At 70.1% G+C, this 18778-nt stretch carries 17 protein-coding genes and 1 pseudogene; 8 read left to right on the top strand and 10 right to left on the bottom strand.

The genetic code is table 11. The features are described from left to right. The first annotated feature begins 9 nt into the window (after window positions 1-9). Together I71_RS03260 and ptsP are read left to right on the top strand one after the other, a co-directional pair. On the top strand, window positions 10-312 hold the full coding sequence (locus I71_RS03260; RefSeq protein WP_042690504.1) for an HPr family phosphocarrier protein: 303 nt from the start codon (window positions 10-12) through the stop codon (window positions 310-312). Next, window positions 302-2173 (top strand): phosphoenolpyruvate--protein phosphotransferase, encoded by a 1872-nt coding sequence (gene ptsP, locus I71_RS03255; RefSeq protein WP_042690501.1) that lies wholly within the window; start codon window positions 302-304, stop codon window positions 2171-2173. The genes I71_RS03260 and ptsP overlap by 11 nt, the downstream gene beginning before the upstream one ends. A 48-nt stretch (window positions 2174-2221) precedes the next feature. Here the strand turns inward: ptsP and I71_RS03250 are convergent, their stop codons facing one another. Next, window positions 2222-3082 carry a cytochrome c gene (locus I71_RS03250; protein WP_042690498.1) on the bottom strand — a complete coding sequence of 287 codons (861 nt, stop codon included), beginning with the start codon at window positions 3080-3082 and terminating at the stop codon, window positions 2222-2224. Further along, window positions 3079-3963, bottom strand: a complete 885-nt coding sequence (locus I71_RS03245) for a thermonuclease family protein (RefSeq protein WP_244433605.1) — start codon at window positions 3961-3963, stop codon at window positions 3079-3081. The genes I71_RS03250 and I71_RS03245 overlap by 4 nt, the downstream gene beginning before the upstream one ends. Here I71_RS03245 and I71_RS03240 point away from each other — a divergent pair. Next, complete coding sequence (locus tag I71_RS03240; protein ID WP_042690495.1) at window positions 3962-5491, top strand: M48 family metalloprotease; 1530 nt, start codon at window positions 3962-3964, stop codon at window positions 5489-5491. The two genes, I71_RS03245 and I71_RS03240, sit on opposite strands and share 2 nt — an antisense overlap. A gap of 97 nt (window positions 5492-5588) precedes the next feature. Next, on the top strand, window positions 5589-7634 hold the full coding sequence (locus I71_RS03235; protein ID WP_042690491.1) for an adenylate/guanylate cyclase domain-containing protein: 2046 nt from the start codon (window positions 5589-5591) through the stop codon (window positions 7632-7634). 66 nt (window positions 7635-7700) lie between these two features. Here the strand turns inward: I71_RS03235 and cobT are convergent, their stop codons facing one another. From cobT to I71_RS03220, 3 genes are all read right to left on the bottom strand, one after another. Next, the gene (cobT, locus tag I71_RS03230) at window positions 7701-9572 is read right to left on the bottom strand and encodes a cobaltochelatase subunit CobT (protein ID WP_042690488.1); all 1872 of its coding nucleotides are present in this window, start codon (window positions 9570-9572) and stop codon (window positions 7701-7703) included. Between the two features lie 195 nt (window positions 9573-9767). Next, the gene (gene cobS, locus I71_RS03225) at window positions 9768-10772 is read right to left on the bottom strand and encodes a cobaltochelatase subunit CobS (RefSeq protein WP_042690485.1); all 1005 of its coding nucleotides are present in this window, start codon (window positions 10770-10772) and stop codon (window positions 9768-9770) included. A 74-nt stretch (window positions 10773-10846) separates the two neighbouring features. Beyond that, window positions 10847-11431 (bottom strand): DnaJ domain-containing protein, encoded by a 585-nt coding sequence (locus tag I71_RS03220; protein ID WP_042690658.1) that lies wholly within the window; start codon window positions 11429-11431, stop codon window positions 10847-10849. Between the two features lie 210 nt (window positions 11432-11641). Here I71_RS03220 and I71_RS03215 point away from each other — a divergent pair, with 210 nt between their 5' ends. Beyond that, entirely contained in the window at window positions 11642-11917 is a 276-nt protein-coding gene (locus I71_RS03215) for a BolA family transcriptional regulator (protein ID WP_042690482.1), read from the top strand. A gap of 261 nt (window positions 11918-12178) precedes the next feature. Next, window positions 12179-12661: a ribbon-helix-helix domain-containing protein gene (locus I71_RS03210; RefSeq protein ID WP_042690479.1), complete on the top strand. Its 483-nt coding sequence runs from the start codon at window positions 12179-12181 to the stop codon at window positions 12659-12661. 87 nt (window positions 12662-12748) lie between these two features. On the opposite strand, the gene I71_RS03205 is transcribed toward I71_RS03210, so the two are convergent. From I71_RS03205 to I71_RS03185, 5 genes are all read right to left on the bottom strand, one after another. Beyond that, on the bottom strand, window positions 12749-13369 hold the full coding sequence (locus I71_RS03205) for a DUF2889 domain-containing protein (protein ID WP_042690475.1): 621 nt from the start codon (window positions 13367-13369) through the stop codon (window positions 12749-12751). Between the two features lie 114 nt (window positions 13370-13483). Further along, window positions 13484-13945, bottom strand: a complete 462-nt coding sequence (locus I71_RS03200) for a CBS domain-containing protein (protein ID WP_042690472.1) — start codon at window positions 13943-13945, stop codon at window positions 13484-13486. A gap of 167 nt (window positions 13946-14112) precedes the next feature. After that, on the bottom strand, window positions 14113-14604 hold the full coding sequence (locus I71_RS03195) for an SRPBCC family protein (protein ID WP_049975900.1): 492 nt from the start codon (window positions 14602-14604) through the stop codon (window positions 14113-14115). Between the two features lie 131 nt (window positions 14605-14735). Continuing rightward, entirely contained in the window at window positions 14736-15881 is a 1146-nt protein-coding gene (aroB, locus tag I71_RS03190) for a 3-dehydroquinate synthase (RefSeq protein ID WP_042690469.1), read from the bottom strand. A 47-nt stretch (window positions 15882-15928) separates the two neighbouring features. Then, window positions 15929-16636 carry a shikimate kinase gene (locus tag I71_RS03185; RefSeq protein WP_244433603.1) on the bottom strand — a complete coding sequence of 236 codons (708 nt, stop codon included), beginning with the start codon at window positions 16634-16636 and terminating at the stop codon, window positions 15929-15931. Between the two features lie 338 nt (window positions 16637-16974). Here I71_RS03185 and I71_RS35515 point away from each other — a divergent pair, with 338 nt between their 5' ends. Together I71_RS35515 and I71_RS39410 are read left to right on the top strand one after the other, a co-directional pair. Continuing rightward, window positions 16975-17115 carry a hypothetical protein gene (locus I71_RS35515; RefSeq protein WP_167393297.1) on the top strand — a complete coding sequence of 47 codons (141 nt, stop codon included), beginning with the start codon at window positions 16975-16977 and terminating at the stop codon, window positions 17113-17115. A 632-nt stretch (window positions 17116-17747) separates the two neighbouring features. After that, a pseudogene (locus I71_RS39410) lies at window positions 17748-18778 on the top strand (hypothetical protein); the annotation flags it as partial.

Raw genomic sequence — 18778 nt, 5'->3', positions numbered from 1 at the left:
CCGCCCGCGATGAGCCCTCCCGACGACACGGCATCCGCCGACGGCGAAATCCGCCGCACCGCCACCATCACCAACCAGCGCGGCCTGCACGCGCGCGCCTCGGCCAAGTTCGTCAAGCTGGTCGCCACCTTCAATGCCGAGATCTCGGTGCGCCGCGGCGAGTCGGTCGTGTCTGGCGAATCGATCATGGGGCTGATGATGCTGGCCGCCGGCCCGGGCACCACGGTTGAACTGCGCGCCAGCGGTGCCCAGGCCGATGCTGCGATGGACGCCCTCCTGGACCTGATCAACCGCAAGTTCGATGAAGAGTGATTTTCCCCCCGCCGCCCCGGCAGGCGGCCCGACCGGCGGCCCGGTATCCGGCCCCGACCGCGGCGGTTCCGGCGGTGCGCCGTCCTTCGACCCGGCCAGCGGTTCGGCCAGCGGCCCAGGGCGCGCCCTGCGCGGCCTGGGCGTGTCGCCCGGCATCGCCATCGGCCCGGCCCATGTGGTGGAAAGCGGCGCCGTCGCTATCCCCGAATATGTCATCGCGCCCGACGCGGTCGAGGCGGAGGTCGCCCGCTTCAACGAGGCGGCGGCCAAGGCGCGCCGCCAGATCAAGAAGCTGAAGAGCAAGGCGCTGGTCCTGCCCGACTCGGCGTCGGAGGAGATCGGCTTCCTGCTCGACGCCCACCTGTCGATGGTCACCAACTCGCGCCTGACCCGCGGGGTTGAACAGCGCATCAAGCAGGATCGCGTCAACGCCGAGGCCGCCATCCAGGCGGAGATCGCCGCCATCGCCGCCACCTTCGCCGGCATGGACGACGCCTATCTCGCCGGGCGCATCGACGACATCCGCGAGGTCGGGCGGCGGTTGACCCGCAACCTGATGAAGCAGGAATACCGCGCCTTCAGCAGCCTGGCTCCCGGCAGCATCATCCTGGCGGAGGAGCTGACCCCCGCCGACACCGCCCTGCTCGACCCCACCGTGGTCGGCGGCTTCGCCACCGTGCTGGGCGGGGCGGAGGGGCACACGGCCATCCTTGCCCGCTCGCTCGGCCTGCCGGCGGTGCTGGGCGCGCCCGGTCTGCTGGCGGGCGTGCGCAATGGGGTGACGGTGGTCGTCGACGGGCTGCAGGGCCGTGTGCTGATCGACCCGCCGGCCGAGGTGCTGGCCGACTACAGCGAACGCCGCGCCGCCCGCGAACGCGAGCGCCAGGGGTTGAAGAGCCTGCGCAAGCTGCCCGCCGTCACCCGCGACGGTACTGCGATCACGCTGATGGCGAACCTGGAGCTGCCGCGCGACCTCGACCACGCGCTGGAGCATGGCGCTCAGGGCATCGGCCTGCTGCGGACCGAGTTCATGTTCATGAACCGCGACCATCTTCCCGACGAGGATGAGCAGTATGGCGTGCTGCGCACCATGATCGAGGGCATGGGTGGCCGCACCGTCACCGCCCGCACCATGGATCTGGGCGGCGAGAAGTTGGCGGGCTGGATGGCCGGGCGCTATGGCGAACCCGCCAACCCGGCGCTCGGCCTGCGCGCCATCCGCCTCGGCCTGCGCGAGCCGAAGCTGCTGGAGACGCAGCTTGCCGCCATGCTGCGCGCCGGCGTTCACGGCCCGCTGCGCATCCTGCTGCCGATGATCGCCTCGGTGGTCGAGGTGCAGAAGGTGCGGGAGATGATGGGGCAGGTCGCCCGCCGCCTGCGCCGCCGCGGCGTCGCCATCGCCGACCCGCTGCCGCCGGTGGGTGTGATGGTGGAGGTGCCGGGTGCGGCGCTGGCCGCCGACGCGCTGGCCTATGCCGCCGATTTCTTCTCCATCGGCACCAACGACCTGACCCAGTACACGCTGGCCATCGACCGCGCCGACGAACAGGTTGCCACCCTCTACGACCCGCTGCATCCGGCCGTGCTGCGTCTGATCCAGTTCACCGTGGAGGCCGCCCTGCGTGCCCGCATCCCGGTGTCGGTCTGCGGCGAGATTGCCGGCGACCCGCGCTATTCGGCGCTGCTGCTGGGATTGGGTGTGCGCGAGCTGTCGATGGCGCCGCTGTCGGTTCCGGCGGTGAAGAAGCGCATCCGCTCGCTCGACCTGATGGAGGCGAGCAAGCGCGCCCGCGTCATCATGGACCAGAGCGACAGCGGCCGCATCGCCACCCTGCTGGACGACTTCAACGCCACCCTATGACGCCTGACCGGTGGGAGGGGACGAAAGCCCCTCTCCCACCACCTTCTCCTACGGGGCCTTCCGTCCCGCCATGTGCCCGAGATAGGCGACGACGCGGTCGAGGTCGGCATCGCTCAGCATCGCCGGGTCGAAGCCGGGCATTTGCTGGTTGGGCCATGTCCGGACGGAGCGCGGATCCCGGACCAGCCTCTTCAGCCCGGTGGGCGTGAGATAGTCTGTCGGGTTCATCGGCCGGTTCAGGTCCGGTCCCATCGTGGCGCTGCCGGCGCCGTTCAGCGTGTGGCAGGCCATGCACTGGGTCATGAACACCGCCTGCCCGGCGCGGATGGGTGAATCGGGCGGCAGACCCTGATCGACCGCCAGCTGTGGCCAGCGGCGCAATGGATCGTCCGAGGCGACGACGCGGGCCAGCTGATAGGGCCATTGCTCGCTGCGGACCCCCGACGCCTCCGGCCGCACCCACACCAGATAGAAGGGGCCGGCGGACACTTCCTTGCCCGGGAGATTGGGCCAGGGCCGGTCGGCCGGCTCCACCGCCAGGAAGGCGACAGCGCCGTCGGGACCGCTGCGCAGGCACAGCTCCGGCGGCAGCTGTGCGGTGAAGCCGTCCGACGCCACGCCTTCCAGCACGGTGCCGGGCGGGAAGTCTGCAGTGCCCAGCAGGCTGGCGAGCGGCACGGCACGGTAGCTCATCGGCCGGCCATAGGACACGTCGGCGGCAATGTCGACGCTCACCGCGTCCGGCCGGGCCAGAAGGGCGTCGCGGTCGAACACCCGCTCGGCCCCGGCGACGGCGATGATCAGCGCCGGCCCACCCGCCAGCGTCCTATGCGCCGGCAAGGCGATCAGCAGCAGGGACAGGGCGGCAAGCAGGCGCCCCGCCCTGCGCGCGATAGACGGCTTCCTCATTCCGGTTCGTCCTCCCCTTCGTCGTCATCCCATGGGTCGTCATCGTTATCGTCGGCGTTGGCGCCGGCGCGCTGCGGGGCGGCGGAGGCCGCCTCCTGCTCCAGCCGTTCGATCTGTTCGGGATGGGTGATCTCGATCATCGGTCCATTGCGCAGCGTGATCCAGCCCCGCACGCGCACCCGCCGCCCCTCGTAGGACAGCGGATCGATGCCGGCGCGGGTGACCTCGCGCATCGCGGCGCGGCCGATATGGACGGTGACGTCGCTGCGCCAGTCGGTGCCGAAATCGAGCCAGCTCTCGCCACCGCCCTTCGACACCGCCAGCACCACCCCTTCGACCAGCTGGAAGCTGTCGCGGTCGTGGAAAAGCCCGTCCAGGTCGGCGGCGTCGCGCACCGCATAGACCCGGCTGCGCCACAGCCCGCGCCCGGCGGTGCGCGCGGCCTCCTCGCCAGCCAGCAGCTCCGCCGCATAGGCGCGGGCATCCGGCCGGGTGTGGACCCGCGCCTGCCCGCGCACCAGCAGCGCCGATTGCAGCCACAGCCCATCCTCCCGCACCAGATGGGCGAGCAGCCGGCCATGGCGGTCCACCGGCGCCGGCCCGTGCAACACGACGCGGCGGCCCAGCGCCAGATCGGCCAGTGCCGACGTCGCTGCCTCCGCCATCGGCCAGAGGCGGCCATCGGCCGGGTTGGCGTTTCGCGGCGGCTTGGCCGCCTCGATCCCCGCCAGCCGGACCTGGCGGCCGTCCTCCAGCTCCAGCGTGTCGCCGTCCAGAACGGCGGAGACCCTCAGCCCGTCCGCCGACGCGGCACCGGCCAGCATAAGCCCGGCCAGCAGCAAGACCGGCAGGCGCACAAGCGGGAGCGTGACAAGTCGCATGGGGAGCGCGGTCCTCGCGGAACATCCGCCGCCGGGCGGGGTTCTGACCGGTATGCCGATCCATGCCCCCTTCCGCAAGCCGTTCCGTTCCGCATTGGCCGTCCTCATGCTGGCAGCGGCCACTCCCGCCCTGGTCGCTCCCGGGCCGGCCAAGGCCGGGCTGCTGGACAATGTCCTGTCCGGCGGTGACGAGGCGGCGCTGGGGGCGCAGGAGCACCCGAAGATCCTGGCCCAGTTCGGCGGGGCGGTGAAGGATGCCCGGTTGCAGGGCTATATCGACCGGCTCGGCCGCAAGCTCGCCTCCACCACCGCTCTGGCGCGCGAGCCCTGGACCTTCACCGTGCTGGACAGCGACGTGGTCAACGCCTTCGCCCTGCCCGGCGGCTATGTCTACGTCACCCGCGGCCTGCTGGCGCTGGCGAAGGACGAGGCCGAAGTGGCCGGCGTGCTGTCGCACGAGATCGGCCATGTCACCGCCCACCATTCGGCACAGCGCCAGACCCGGCAGACCATCGCCGGGCTGCTCGCCGCCGGGGTCGGGCTGGTGTTCGGCAACGACACGCTGGCGCAGCTGGCCGGGTTGGGCGGCACCGCCGTGGTCGCCAGCTATTCCCGCGAGCAGGAGCTGGAGGCCGACCAGCTCGGCGTCGAGACCTTGCGGCGGGCCGGCTACGACCCCTTCGCCATGGCGACCTTCCTGGAGACGCTGCGCCGCGACAGCCAGTATGAGGGGCTGCGTGCCGGCAACAAGGGCGAGGGCGGCTTCGACTTCCTCGCCAGCCACCCGGCGACCGAGGAGCGCGTGCGCCGCGCCGCCGACTTGGCCCGCGTCCTGCCGCCGGGCGGCGCCCGTCCGCGCGATCCTTACCTGGCGGCGGTCGACGGCATGATCTACGGCGACAGCCCGGAGAACGGCTATGTCCGCGGCCGGACCTTCGCCCACCCGCAGCTGGGCATCGCCTTCACCGTGCCGCAGGGCTATGCGCTGCTGAACGGCGCCGATCAGGTGGTGGCCAAGGGCCAGAACGGCACCGCCATGGCCTTCGATGGCGGTGCAGCCGCCGGTGTTTCCGACCCCGCCGCCTTCCTGACCGGTGTCTGGGCCAAGACTGCGACTTTGTCCAATGTCCAGCGCCTCGCCATCGGCGGCATGCCGGCGGCGACCGCCACCACGCGCGGTGAAACAGACGGCAGCAGCGCCGACATCCGGCTGGTGGCGATCCGCGCGCCGGATGGGAGGATGTACCGCTTCACCTTCCTGGCGCCGGCCGGATCGCTGGCTCGTTTCGATGCCGATTTCCAGGCCGCGGCCAACAGCTTTCACCGCATGACCGCTGAGGAGGCCGCCCGCTTCCGCCCCCGCCGTGTCCAGGTGATGGCGGTGCAGCCGGGCGACAGCGTTGCCGGCCTCGTCCGCCGCATGCCGCAGGAACCCTATGCCGAAGAATTGTTCCGGATCATCAACGACCTTCCTCCCGGAACGCCTCTGTCGCCCGGCCAGCGGGTGAAGGTGATCGTCGGGGAATAGCCTCCGCCCTCAGGCATGAGCGGAACGGTATGAAATCCGCGTAAGGATACAGCCCCGTGGGTTGCCGCCGGACGGATGGGCGGGTAGGCTGCCGCGCATGCCCGATACCCCGTCAGCGCGCCCCCCCACTGCCCCGGCCCTTCCGGCGACCGCCGTGACGCCGGCCGGCAGGACGGCGGCGAAGCCTGCTGGACGGAAGTCTGGGCTGAAGACCGGTGGCCACCGGCGGCTGCGGCTGCCCATCGCCGCTGTGCTGGTGGCGGGGTTCGGCTCGCTGATGCTGGCGGCTGTCGCCAGCGTCCTGGTTCTGGGGCTGGTCAGCGCCAGCACCAACACCTTCGCCCTGTTGAACGACAAGGCCGATCTGGCGCTGGCCGGGGTGGAGGTGCGGGTCCGCCACCAGCTCGACCCCGCGCGGGAGATGGCGCGCTTCGTCGGCGGGCTGATCGAACGCGGCGACCTGCGCGCCGACGACAGCACGGCGATGACCGACACGTTGCGCGGTGCGCTGGCCGGCGCCCCGGACGTCACCGGCCTCGCCTTCATCCGCCCGGATCTGACCGGGGTCCGTGTCGGCCGGCTGAATGGCGGCCTGGTCGCCGATCCCTTCGACATGCAGGGCGACAGCGACATCCCGCCGGAGGTTCTGGACGGTCCCAATCGCAGCGCCGCCAGCTGGGCCGACCCGCGCTGGCTGAAGGAGGCGCAGAACAGCTTCGTCACCCTCTACCAGCCGGTGCGGCGCGACGGCCGTTATCTGGGGCAGGTGGCGGTTGGCGTGTCGCTGGGCGACCTGTCGCGATTCCTCCAGGTTCTGTTCGTGGAGCAGGGGCTGAATGCCTTCGTTCTGTACGACCACAACCATGTGCTGGCCCATCCGGCGCTGGTCGGCCGCAGCTTCGACTTTTCCGGCAAGCTGGACGGGCCGCCGCTGCCGCGCATCGATCAGGTCGATGATCCGGCGTTGGCGGCGCTGTGGTCCAGCGGCGTTCCGGTGCAGTCGCTGAAGAAGCGGGTGGAGGCGCGCAGCGTGCGCGTGCTCGGCAGCGACTACATCTTCCTGACCCGCAAGATGGCGGGGTATGGCCAGCAGGATTGGATCATCGGCATCGGCTATCGCGACGGCGAGCTGAATGTCGAGGTCCGACGCCTCTACATCACCGGTGCCGTCGGTTTCGCCATCCTGCTGGTGTCGGTCGGGGTGGCGCTGCTGGTCGGGCGGCGGATCAGCCGGCAGGTGGCGCGGCTGGCCGAGGCCGCCGACCGCGTCCGCGCCTTCGAGTTCCGCGCCATCCCCGACCTGCCGGACTCCCGGCTGCGCGAGATGGCGCGCGCCGCCACTGCCTTCAATGCCATGGTCGCCGGCCTGCGCTGGTTCGAGACCTATGTGCCGAAGGCGCTGGTCCTGCGCCTGATGCGCCAGCGCGAGACCGAGGGCGGACTCGATTCGGTGCAGCGGGAGGTGACGGTGATGTTCACCGACATCCGCGGCTTCTCCCGCATGGCCGAGCATATGGCCGCCGCCGACACCGCCGCTTTGCTGAACGAGCATTTCACGCTGCTCGCCGCCTGCATCGAGGCGGAGGGCGGCACGGTGGACAAGTTCATCGGCGATTCGCTGATGGCCTTCTGGGGGGCGCCGGAGGCGCAGGAGGACCATGCCGTCCGTGGTCTGCGCGCCGCGCTGGCGATCCATCATGCCATTCGCGCCGACAACCGCCGCCGCGTCGCCGAGGGCCGGGCGCCGATCCATGTCCGCGTCGGGCTGCACAGCGGTCCGGTGGTGGTCGGCAACATCGGCTCCGACAGCCGGATCAACTACACCATCGTCGGCGATACCGTGAACGTCGCCGCCCGCATCGAGGAGCTGTCGGCCGCCCTGCAGGGCGAGTCCGAGGTGATCGTGCTGACCAGCGGCGTCACCGCCGCCAAGGGCAAGGACGCCGTCCCGCTGGTCCGCCAGGGCGGCCGGTCTCTGCGCGGCCGCACCGGCATGACCGAACTCTGGCGCCTGGTGCTGGAGGAGGAGAAGAAGGCCGCGCCGCCGGCCGGGGAGAAGGCAGCCCCCACTCTCTCGCTGCCTTCCCCTCCCGATGCGGGAGACGGTGTGAAACCGGCACTTGCAGGTAAGGATACCCCTTGATCCGGACGGGCGCTTTTCAGCTAAGCAGCTGATAAAGCTGGAAGTTCCCTTGATCGCTTCCTTACCTCAGCGCCAGCCGCGACGACCGCCGCGGCGGTCATCCTCGTCGAACAGTTCCGCCAGCTTGTTCATCATCGTGCCGCCCAGCTGTTCGGCATCGACGATGGTCACGGCACGGCGGTAGTAGCGGGTCACGTCGTGGCCGATGCCGATCGCCACCAGCTCGACGGGCGAGCGCGTCTCGATCTGCTCGATGGTCTGGCGCAGATGGCGTTCCAGATAATTGCCGGCATTCACCGACAGGGTCGAGTCGTCGACCGGGGCGCCGTCGGAGATCACCATCAGGATGCGGCGCTGTTCCGGCCGGCCGAGCAGGCGGTTGTGCGCCCATTGCAGCGCCTCGCCGTCGATGTTCTCCTTCAGGATGCCTTCGCGCAGCATCAGGCCGAGATTCTTGCGGGCGCGGCGCCATGGCATGTCGGCGGCCTTGTAGACGATGTGGCGCAGGTCGTTCAGCCGGCCGGGATGCGGCGGCTTGCCGCCGGCCACCCAGGCCTCGCGCGCCTGTCCGCCCTTCCAGGCGCGGGTGGTGAAGCCCAGCACCTCCACCTTCACCGCGCAGCGTTCCAGCGTGCGGGCGAGGATGTCGGCGCTCATCGCGGCGATGGAGATCGGCCGGCCGCGCATCGAGCCGGAATTGTCGATCAGCAGCGACACCACGGTGTCGCGGAAGTCCATCTCCTTCTCCGCCTTGAAGGAGAGCGGCAGGACCGGGTTGGCGACGACGCGGGCCAGCCGGGCGGCGTCGAGGATGCCCTCCTCCAGGTCGAAGTTCCAGGAGCGCTGCTGTTTGGCCATCAGCCGGCGCTGCAGCCGGTTCGCCAGCTTGGAGATCACGCCCTGCAGATGCAGCAGCTGCTGGTCCAGCAAATGGCGCAGCCGTTCCAGCTCGGCCGGGTCGCAGAGGTCGGCGGCATCGACCACCTCGTCATACTGGGTGGTGTAGGCCTTGTAGGCGTTGGGATCGGGCTCGTTGCGGCGGTTGGCGTCGTTGCGCCAGGGCTGGCCGGGACCGGCGGGCTCTTCCGCCCCCTCGCCCTCGCCCATCTCCATGTCGCCTTCCTCGCCGGCGCCCTCCTCGGCGCTCTCGCCGGCCTCCGACGAGTCCTGCATCTCCGACGAGGCCATGGATTCGGAGTCGGACTGGTCCTCGTCCTGGCCGCGGGTCTGGCCGTGCTGGGGCGACTCCTCGTCCTCGGAGGATTGGGTCTGCTGGTCCTCCTCCTCCTCCTGGTCGGCTTCCTGCCCGACTTCCAGGTCGAGGTCGGCCAGCAGGCGGCGGACGGCCTTGGCGTAGGCCTCCTGGTCGCCGGCGTAATTGGCCAGCCCCTTCATGTCCTTGCCCAGCCGCTCCTCGATCCAGGGGCGCCAGAGATCGACGGCATGGGCGGCGGCGGGCGGCGGCGGCGCGCCGGTCATCGCCTCGCGCGCCATCAGCCGCAGCGCTTCGGACAGGGGCACCTGCCCGCGATCCTCGAACCGGTCGAAGCCCTGGCGGGTGTAGCGATCGTCCAGCGCCGCTTCCAGATTGTGGGCGACGCCGGCCATGTCGCGGCTGCCCAGCGCCTCACAGCGTGCCTGTTCCATCGCGTCATAGGCCTGGCGCGCGGCATCGCCCAGCGGCATGCGGTGGGCATGAACCGTGGCGTCGTGGTAGCGCAGCCGCAGCGCCACGGCATCGGCCGCTCCGCGCAGCTTGGCGACCTCGACCGGATTGAGGTCGCGCGCCGGCAGCGGCACCCGCACCCGCTGGCCCGACAGCCCCGGTGGATCGGACGAGAAGCCGACCTGCACCTCCGCCCGCCGTGACATGGCGCGCACCGTGGCGGTGGTGGACCGCTTGAAGGCTTCGACGGGGGTGTCGTTCTGGGTGGTCATCGCGGGCGTCTTTGTTCTTGGGACAGTTAAGGCGCGGTGGGCAGGACTGACGCGGAGCGGGGCATGGCTCCCACGGACATGCCGGGACGTGAACCGCTGATGTTAGCTCTTGCCCGGTGATGCCGTCCGCCCCGGTCTGTGTGAGTCCTTGTGTGCTGCGCCCCGGCTTAAGCGGAAGCAAGGGCGCAGGACACATCACACGAGGTTCGCCTGGACCCCCGTCTCCGGCAGCTCGACGCCGAAGCAGCGCTGGTAGTATTCGGCCACCGTCGGCCGCTCCACCTCGTCGCACTTGTTCAGGAAGGTGATGCGGAAGGCGAAGGCGACGTCGTTGAAGATCTTCGCGTTCTCGGCCCAGGTGATGACCGTGCGCGGGCTCATCACGGTGGAGATGTCGCCGTTGATGAAGCCGGCGCGGGTCAGGTCGGCCAGACGGACCATCGAGGCCACCGTGTCGCGGCCCCTGGCGTCGTCATAGGACGCGACCTTGGCCTGGACGATCTTCACCTCGGCATCGACCGGCAGATAGTTCAGGGTCGCCACGATGTTCCAGCGGTCCATCTGGCCCTGGTTGATCTGCTGGGTGCCGTGATAGAGGCCGGTGGTGTCGCCGAGGCCGACGGTGTTCGCAGTGGCGAACAGGCGGAAGGCCGGATGCGGGCGGATGACGCGGTTCTGGTCGAGCAGCGTCAGCTTGCCTTCGACCTCCAGCACGCGCTGGATCACGAACATCACGTCGGGGCGGCCGGCGTCATACTCGTCGAACACCAGGGCGCAGGCATGCTGCAGGGCCCAGGGCAGGATGCCCTCGCGGTATTCGGTGACCTGCACGCCGTCGCGGAGCACGATGGCGTCCTTGCCCATCAGGTCGATGCGGCTGATGTGGCTGTCCAGGTTGACGCGGATGCAGGGCCAGTTCAGCCGGGCCGCCACCTGCTCGATGTGGGTCGACTTGCCGGTGCCGTGATAGCCCTGGACCATGACGCGGCGGTTGTAGGCGAAGCCGGCGAGGATGGCCAGCGTCGTGTCCCGGTCGAAGCGGTAGGCGCTGTCGAGGTCGGGCACATGCTCCGTGCGCTGGCTGAAGGCCGGCACCTGCATGTCGCTGTCGATGCCGAAGACCTCACGCACCGAGACCGTCGTGTCGGGCTTGTGGTCGAACAGGGCCGAGCTGGCCTGGGTCGCTCCTTGGGAAGCCATGGGTGGTTTCTTACGTTCCAGCGAGTGTCGGTTGTCCGGCGGCCGCGGGATTGACCCGGCCCGCCAACGGGGTTTCAGGCAGCATAACAGGCTTTCAGCGTATTGTAGGCCTGATTGATTTCTTTCAGGCGTTCTTCCGCAGCCTTGTCGCCGCCGTTGGCATCGGGATGATGCTTTTTCGCAAGCTCCCGATAGCGTGCCTTGATGCGTGTGAAGTCCACCGGCGGCGTCAGGTCCAGGACCGCCAGTGCTTTTTCCTCGTCTGTGCGGGCATGGTGGCGACGGTGCGTCTTTTCCTCGTCCGTCGTCTTGCCGGTGTCCTGGCCGAATTCGAAGCTGAAGCCGTTGACGACCCGGTCGCGGATGAAGCGCTCCTGAGTTGCCCATTTGCCCAGCGGCCAGCTCGGCCGTTGCCAGGTGGTGTCGCGCCGGACCTCCGCCTCGATCTGGTCGGTCGACATGCCGGCGTAATAGTCCCAGGCCCGGTTGTACTCCCGCACATGGTCCAGGCAGAACCACCAGTACTCGTTGAGGCTGTTGCGGCTTTTCGGCGCGCGGTATTCGCCGGCGGCGACGCAATCGGGATGGTCGCACACACGGGTGGCCGCGCGCGGGGCGGCGTAGCTGTCGTAACTGGAGCGGGTGCGGTTCCTGGTCATCGGCCAAGTATGGGAAGAGCCGAAGCCTCTGGCAAGCACGCCGAAACGGGCTTCCGTCATCCGCAATCCGCGGGGCCCCAGGCTTGACAGATGCTTGACAGGGCACGGATCGCCCCCTTTCCTGATTGCGGGTGCGGCCAATGGGACATGGATCCCTGTCGCCGCCCCTCCAACCCAGCGCGGCCAGCGCCGAGACATCAGGATCCCGCCATGGAATATGCCACCCGCATCCGCGAAAAGCTGACCGCCGGACTGGCGCCGGACCGGCTCGACGTCGTCGACGACAGCGCCCGCCACGCCGGTCATGCCGGGGCGGACGCCGCCGGGGAAACCCATTTCCACGTCACCGTCGTCTCGGCGGCCTTCGCCGGAAAGTCGCGGGTGGAGCGCCAGCGGATGGTCTATGCGCTGCTCGCCGACGAACTGCGCGAGCGGGTGCATGCGCTGGGCCTGACCACCCATGCGCCCGGCGAAGCGGGCGCCTGAACCGTCAGCCGCCTCCTTCTTGCAGAGTTCGAGACTGATCGTTCGCATACGCTATAAATAACGAGCGGTTGAGCGGCTAAAAATACATACATATGAATGCAACCAAAAGGGGATTTCCGAAAAGCTTGTAAGATTGAGAGGCGCTAGTGTGGTTGCAATTCCCGCTGCGTTTAGTAAAGTGCGATATATGCAACCATTTATCGCGCCGTGGCGGGCAAAAACTTCGCATGTCCGCCGGCGGCTTCGTGGAAGGGGCTGCGGATGGCGAAGCGTGGGCCGAAGAAGAAGCGCGTGAACGCTCCCCAAGGGGGGGTGGAACCGCTGAGGAGCCAGAACATCATGATCGGCGGGCACCGCACGAGCATGCGGCTGGAACCGTCGATGTGGGATGCTCTGGAGGAAATCGGCCGTCGGGAGGATCTGACCGTCAATCGCCTCTGTACCCAGATAAAGGAACGGATTGAAGAACAGGCGCGTCGCAAGGGCATCAAGCCGGAGGACGCGGATGTCACCCTGACGTCCGCGGTGCGCGTCTTCATTGCGTCATATTTCCGCCGTGCCTGCACGGAGGACGGTCATCAGCGTGCCGGCCATGGCGGCAGCGACCCGTTCATCGGCACGCCCTTCGAACTGGCGTCGGTGGACGAGACCGATGGCGTCAAGTCGGCGGTCGCCGCGGGTGGCGATTTCCCGGCGCCCGGTCCAACCCTCGCCGGTCCGGCGCCAACCCGACTGGAGGCCTGATCCGCGCCAGCCCCAGCGGCGCCGATCCGGTTGGACATCCTGCGCGTGCTCGGCCATCGCCGGGCAAGGATGTCCAGGAAACAAAGCCTACTCGGCCGCCTCTTCGCGGGCGGCCTCTTCGCTTCTTTCGCCGGTGTAGTGCGCCGGCCAGTGTTTGCGCACCACTTCGCCATTGCTGTCGAAGATGTGGCACATGTTCAGCAGAACCGGCCGCTTGCCGTTGTCCTGTGCCGCTTTGCCGGACGACTTTGCGCGCTCCGCCGCCTCGCGGGTCAGAATCGGGTAGACGGTCTGGAAGGCGGTGGTCGCCAGCGGTCCCAGCAGCTCCACCAGATGGGTGCAGCCCTTCGGCCCGCCGAGCCGGTCCTTCACCGCCCGGGTCCAGCCCGGCCCGATGCGCAGGCCCACCAACTGCTGGAACCGTGGCGTGATGCTGCCGCAGGCGTTGTAGGGGCTGTGCTGGGTCACCGCCTCCACCGCCTGGACGGTCAGCGTGTCGTCGACCGTCAGGCGCATCCACATCTGGTGGATCGGCGTTCCCGGCTCCATGTGCCCGCGTTCTTCGGTGTGGAAGCCGTAGCTCTTGACGTCGGTCAGGTGGCCTTCGATGTCCCACAGCCCATCTGTACGCCGGAAGCCCTGGCAGGTGACGCGGCGGGTGTGGATCGGCTCGCGCGCGGCGGGGGCGGACAGCGAGGGCGCGGACATCGGGCGTTCCAGTTCAGCAGGGAGGATGGCTCACCCTCGACTATCGGTGGGGCCGGGCGCCCGGTCAACCCGACCCCGCCGCAACGCAGCGTTACCTATGGGTCAACCTTGCGGTCAGCCCAGCGTGGCCTCCGCCGAATAGCCGCTGCCGAACATGTAGGCCTCGCGGCTGCGCAGCTCGTCCTCCAGATGGGCGCGCACCACGCCGAACAGGTCGCGGATCGACACCATGCCGACCGCCTCGCCGTTCACGGCGATGGGAAGGTGGCGGTAATGGTGCCGCTCCATCAGATCGAGCGCCGCGAGCGCGGTGGCCGAGGGTTCCAGCGTGTCGGGATCGGCGGTCATCACCGACGAGAGCGGGGTGGTGTCGGGATCGAGTCCGGCCGCGACCACGCGGGTGGTCATGTCGCGTTCGGTGACGATGCCCTTCAACGTCCGTCCTTCGGTGATCAGCACGGCTGCGATGCGCTTCTGGGCCATCAGCGTGGCGGCATCGCGCACGGTGGCGCCCGGCGGCAGGCAGGTGAGTTCCTGGTTCTTGATGACGTCGGGCATCAGTCGGCGTGTCGGCATGTGTCCCATCTCCCTCATGATTGCAGGTTTTGTGGACGAACGATGCACTCGACCGCGATTTCGCAGCGCGGCATACACGATCCTGTCAGCTTTGCACACAGATCGTCAATAGAACTGATTGTATGGAACTTCGCGTATGCGCCGGGTCCTTGCCGCCGCCGCTGCCGTTACTGGCCGGATTCCAACCGCTTGCGCAGCCCGTCGAAGCCGCTGGTGTAGATGCCGGCGATCGCCTTGCGGGCGTCCGCGTCGGCGGCGCCGTTGGCCTCGAAGCGCGAGGACCAGGTGATGCGGGTGGTGCGGGCGTCCACCGCGCTCAGCCGGATGGTGGAGGTGTAGTTCTTCACCGGCAGCGGCCCGCTCACCAGCGTGTAGCGCAGCCGGTGCTTGGCGGCGGACAGGCCGGTCAGCCGCTCCTGGATGGCGCCGCCGCCCTTCAGCGCGATGTCGCGCTCCTGTTTGTCGCCGGTCTTGCGCAGGGTGCAGCCCTCGACCGCCGGGTGCCAGTCGCTGATGGCGCAGAAGGGACCGATCTGCTTCCACACCTGCTCGATCGGCGCCTTGATCGTCGCCTGTTCGCGAACCTCAAGCGCCATCGCCGGGGACGCCGCCAGCAGCATCGCCGCTCCCATGGCTGACATGCCAAGCATCGTCTTCATCGCCCATCCTCCCCCAGATCATGCCGCGGCGGGATGGCCGCAGTCTTGTGGGGGAAGTATGGGCGGGCAAACGTCGCTGCCGCTATTGTGCGAAAGACTGATTATCCGTGGCGAGCGGGGCGGGCAGGATGTCAGGTAGGCTGGATCGACTCTTCCAGAACGGCGCGGACGGCGGCGGCATCGACGTCGCGGCGGGTGAAGGCGTTGCCGATGCGGTCGGCCAGGATGAAGGTGATGCGGCCGTCCTGCACCTTCTTGTCCTTGGCCATCGACCGCACCAGCCCGTCCACATCCCAGACGACGCCGGGAATGTCGGTCGGGCGCACCGGCAGGCCGACCTCGGCCAGATGGGCGCGGGCGCGGCGGGCGTCCTCGGCCGGACACAGCCCCAGCCGCACCGACAGGTCGAAGGCCAGCACCACGCCGATGGACACCCCTTCGCCATGCAGCAGCGTCTGGCCGAAGCCGGTCGCCGCCTCCAGCGCATGGCCGAAGGTGTGGCCCAGGTTCAGCAGGGCGCGGTCGCCGCTCTCGCGCTCGTCGACGCCGACGATGTCGGCCTTGGCGCGGCAGCTGACCGTCACCGCATGGCGGCGGGCGTCGCTGTCGCCATCGACCACGCGCCGGCCGTTCCGCTCCAGCCAGGCGAAGAAGTCGGGTTTGCGGATCAGACCGTACTTGACCACCTCGGCATAGCCGGCCAGCACCTCGCGGCGGGGCAGGGTGTCCAGCGTGGCGGTGTCGGCGATGACCAGACGCGGCTGGTGGAAGGCGCCGATCAGGTTCTTGCCGTGGCGGCTGTTGATGCCGGTCTTGCCGCCGACCGAGCTGTCGACCTGGGACAGCAGCGTGGTCGGCACCTGGATGAAGTCGATGCCGCGCAGGGCGGAGGCCGCGGCGAAGCCGGTGATGTCGCCGATCACCCCGCCGCCCAGCGCCAGCAGAACGGTGGAGCGCTCGATCCCACGGCCGAGGATGTCGTCCATCAGCTGCTGGAAATGGCCGAAGTCCTTGGTCTTTTCGCCGGCCGGCAGAACGATGGCCGGCTGCGGGGCGATCCCCGACCCCAGCATCGCGGCGTTCAGCGTGTCCAGGTGCAGCGGCGCCACATTGGCGTCGGTCACCACGATGGGCGCACGGCCGCGGGTGACGGCGGCGATGCGCTCGCCGGCATCGGCCAGCACGCCGTCGCCGACCAGGATGTCGTAGCTGCGGGCGCCCAACTCCAGGCGGACGGTGTCGGGTGCGGCCGGGGTGGTGGCGGTGACGGAGGTCATCGGGGCAGTCCGCGAAGCTGGTGGTTCAGGAGACGGGGCGGGAAGGGTCAGGACGCATCGGTTTTGGAGGCGTCGGTCTTGCCGGGCCGTCCGCCGCGCTGGGGTTGGCTGTGGCCCTGGCTTTGGCCCTGGCGGTGGGGAAGCTGGACGCCGAAATGCGCCTCCAGCGCATCGATCACCAGCTCCACCGTCACGTCGGGCGGACGTTCGTCGCTGACCACGGTCAGGTCGGCCTCGGCATAGACGGGATAGCGCTGTTCCATCAGCCGGCCCAGAATGGTGCGAGGATCGCCCTGGTTCAGGATGGGGCGGTGGGTGCGCCGGGCGGTGCGGGCGACCAGCACGTCCAGCTCGGCGCGCAGCCAGATCGACACGCCATGGTCGCGGACGGCGGCGCGGGTCTCCGGGTCCATGAAGGCGCCGCCGCCGGTCGCCAGGATATGCACCGGCTCGTCCTTCACCAGACGGGTGATGATGCGCCGTTCGACGGAGCGGAAGACCGGCTCGCCGTCGCGGGCGAAGATCTCGGCGATGGTGCAGCCGGCCGCGGCTTCGATCTCGGTGTCTGCGTCGCGGAAGGGCAGGTGCAGGCGCGTCGCCAGCCGGCGCCCGATGGCGCTCTTGCCGGCCCCCATCAGCCCGACCAGCACCACGGTGCGCGGCAGCAGCGGCGCGGCATCCTCCGCCGCTCCCGTGCCCGCCCCGGTGCCCGGACCTTGGGCCGTCATCGCCTTGCGCAGTCCCATCACTTCCATCCGATCCGCCACCCGTACCCTTCGCCGCCGCCGGCCCGCCGGCCGTCACACCGCTGCAACAGACAACACTCATACCCGCCGAAAGCTGGCCGGCACAAGCGCCCCGGTTCTGCCCGGCATTCCCCGGCCCGCCTCCCGTTGGAGAGCCGGTGAATGGCCCGGTGGACGGGTTGCGCGGCGGTCCAACCTGTGGCTACACTGCGCCGCCGCCCGACGCCGCGGCCGGGGCGCGGATGCTTTAGCAGAAAAGCCGTTGCTTGTCCCAAGCCCTGCGGATGCAGGGCGTGGTAGCTCCGCTCCGCTCCGCTTTTTTTCCGACACAACATGTCCCTGGTGCCATGAGCCGGTTTCTCTCGATCCTCTTCGTCCTGCTGTTGCTGGTGATCGCCGGTGGCATGGTGTTCCTCGCTTCGTGGGACCTGCCGGCTCCGTCGAAAACGGTGGAGAAGGTCCTGCCGGATGAGCGCTTCCCGCGCTGAACCCCGACCATCGGCCAGGGGCGCCCGCCCCGGGGGTCTCCGACAGGGAACCGTTCCGTTGCTGGCCGGCTTGCTGGCGGCCGGCTGGTCGATGGCTGCCGCCGCGCAGATCGTCGGTCCGCCGGTCCGGCTGACGCCCGACGCCGCGGTGCCTCCTCCCGTCCAGTCCCGGCCCTCCGCACCCGCTCCGGCCGTCGTGCCGGCCTACCCGCCCGTGGTCGCCCGGCCGCCCGCCGTCTCCCCGGTGGTGGCGCGGCCGGCACCCGTCGCGCGCGAGCCGTTGGGCGCCCCCGATCCGGACGGCGCCGGCCGCCTCACCGGGCTGCAGGGGCTGGGCAGCGATCCCTGGCGCGGCATTGGCCGGGCGGAGCTTCTGCCCCTGATCGCCGCCCTGCCGGTCGGACACCCCGTCCCCCACCGTCAAGGCGCTGGAGCGCCGGCTGCTGCTGAGCGCCGGCTCTCCCGCCGTCGCGACCGGGGAGGCGCCGCCGACCCGCCGGTTCGGCGCCCTGCGCATCGCGACGCTGGCGCGGCTCGGCGATCCCGTCGGCGCGGCGGAGCTGGCGGCGCTGCTGCCGTCGGCGCTCGCAGCGGACGAGCCGGCGGCCAGGGCGCTGACCGATGCCGAACTGGTGCGCGGCGGCCTGGACTGTCCGCGCGCGCTGGCGCGCGGCAAGAGCTTCACCTCCGCCTACTGGTCGAAGCTGGCCCTGTTCTGCCGTGCCCGCGCCGGCGACCGTGCCGGCACCGACGAGGCGCTGGCAGGCCTGCGCGGCAGCGGCCGCCGGTCCGACTCCTTCCTGCTGGTGGCCGAGGCGCTGGCCGGCGCCGCCCCGCCGCCCGCCCGCGCGCTGTCCCTGCAGGAGGATGCCGACGGGCTGGCCCTGCTGCTCGCCGCCATGCGGACGGCGCGGGTCGGCGTGCCGCCCGACCGGCTGCCGCTGGACAATCCTCCCGCCCTGGCCGCCATCGCCACCAACCCCGCCACCGATCCCACCACCCGCGCCGCTGCCGGCGAACGGGCGGCCGCCTCGCTGTTCCTCGACACCCGCCAGGTGCAGGACCTCTACGCCCAGGTGCCGGCGGTGGGGGACGAACTGCTGCGGGTTCGCGACATCGCCCGGCGCGACCGCGGTGTCTGCACCCGCGCGCTGGTCCATCAGGCGATGGCGGCGGCGATGGACGGGCGGCGCCGGGTCGCGCTGGCCGCCCTGGCGGTGGAGCTGGTCGATCCGCGCCTGCGCGCCGGACCGGTGGGCGGGGCGGCGGCCGGACTGCTCGACGGCGTGTCGCCAACCGGCGATGCCGCGGCGCTGGCCCCGGCGGCGGCGCGGCTCTATTACGCGCAAGGGCGACTCGATCAGGCGCGGCGCTGGCACGATCTGGCCCTGCGCAGCGGGCGGAGCGCCGACACCGCCTGGCTTTGGCCGTTGGGTGTGGTGGCGACCGGCCCGGGCGGCAGTCCGGGTGGCGGGGACCCGCGCGCCCTGACCGCCTGGCTGGACGAGGTGCTGCGCGGCGCCGACCCACTCACCCGCAGCCGCGTCGCCGGCCAGCTGGCGCTTCTCCAGGCCACCGGAGTCGCCATCCCGGACGAGGCCTGGATGACCGCCACCGATGGTGCCGGCCCGCCCAGCGGCAGCGATGCCGGGTCATCCGGCGC

Source organism: Azospirillum sp. B506, from assembly GCF_000333595.1.
Taxonomy (GTDB): Bacteria; Pseudomonadota; Alphaproteobacteria; order Azospirillales; family Azospirillaceae; genus Azospirillum.
This window is presented reverse-complemented; position numbering and strand designations above follow the sequence as displayed.

Excerpts from the sequence above, each read along its gene's own strand:
- I71_RS03185 (WP_244433603.1), bottom strand. The coding sequence starts at position 16,636 with ATGGAAGTGATGGGACTGCGCAAGGCGATGACGGCCCAAGGTCCGGGC.
- I71_RS03260 (WP_042690504.1), top strand. The coding sequence starts at position 10 with ATGAGCCCTCCCGACGACACGGCATCCGCCGACGGCGAAATCCGCCGC.
- ptsP (WP_042690501.1), top strand. The coding sequence starts at position 302 with ATGAAGAGTGATTTTCCCCCCGCCGCCCCGGCAGGCGGCCCGACCGGC.
- aroB (WP_042690469.1), bottom strand. The coding sequence starts at position 15,881 with ATGACCTCCGTCACCGCCACCACCCCGGCCGCACCCGACACCGTCCGC.
- I71_RS03200 (WP_042690472.1), bottom strand. The coding sequence starts at position 13,945 with ATGCCGACACGCCGACTGATGCCCGACGTCATCAAGAACCAGGAACTC.
- I71_RS03215 (WP_042690482.1), top strand. The coding sequence starts at position 11,642 with ATGGAATATGCCACCCGCATCCGCGAAAAGCTGACCGCCGGACTGGCG.
- I71_RS03245 (WP_244433605.1), bottom strand. The coding sequence starts at position 3,963 with ATGCGACTTGTCACGCTCCCGCTTGTGCGCCTGCCGGTCTTGCTGCTG.
- I71_RS03210 (WP_042690479.1), top strand. The coding sequence starts at position 12,179 with ATGGCGAAGCGTGGGCCGAAGAAGAAGCGCGTGAACGCTCCCCAAGGG.
- I71_RS03220 (WP_042690658.1), bottom strand. The coding sequence starts at position 11,431 with ATGACCAGGAACCGCACCCGCTCCAGTTACGACAGCTACGCCGCCCCG.
- I71_RS03195 (WP_049975900.1), bottom strand. The coding sequence starts at position 14,604 with ATGAAGACGATGCTTGGCATGTCAGCCATGGGAGCGGCGATGCTGCTG.
- I71_RS03240 (WP_042690495.1), top strand. The coding sequence starts at position 3,962 with ATGGGGAGCGCGGTCCTCGCGGAACATCCGCCGCCGGGCGGGGTTCTG.
- I71_RS35515 (WP_167393297.1), top strand. The coding sequence starts at position 16,975 with ATGAGCCGGTTTCTCTCGATCCTCTTCGTCCTGCTGTTGCTGGTGATC.
- I71_RS03235 (WP_042690491.1), top strand. The coding sequence starts at position 5,589 with ATGCCCGATACCCCGTCAGCGCGCCCCCCCACTGCCCCGGCCCTTCCG.
- cobS (WP_042690485.1), bottom strand. The coding sequence starts at position 10,772 with ATGGCTTCCCAAGGAGCGACCCAGGCCAGCTCGGCCCTGTTCGACCAC.
- I71_RS03250 (WP_042690498.1), bottom strand. The coding sequence starts at position 3,082 with ATGAGGAAGCCGTCTATCGCGCGCAGGGCGGGGCGCCTGCTTGCCGCC.
- I71_RS03205 (WP_042690475.1), bottom strand. The coding sequence starts at position 13,369 with ATGTCCGCGCCCTCGCTGTCCGCCCCCGCCGCGCGCGAGCCGATCCAC.
- cobT (WP_042690488.1), bottom strand. The coding sequence starts at position 9,572 with ATGACCACCCAGAACGACACCCCCGTCGAAGCCTTCAAGCGGTCCACC.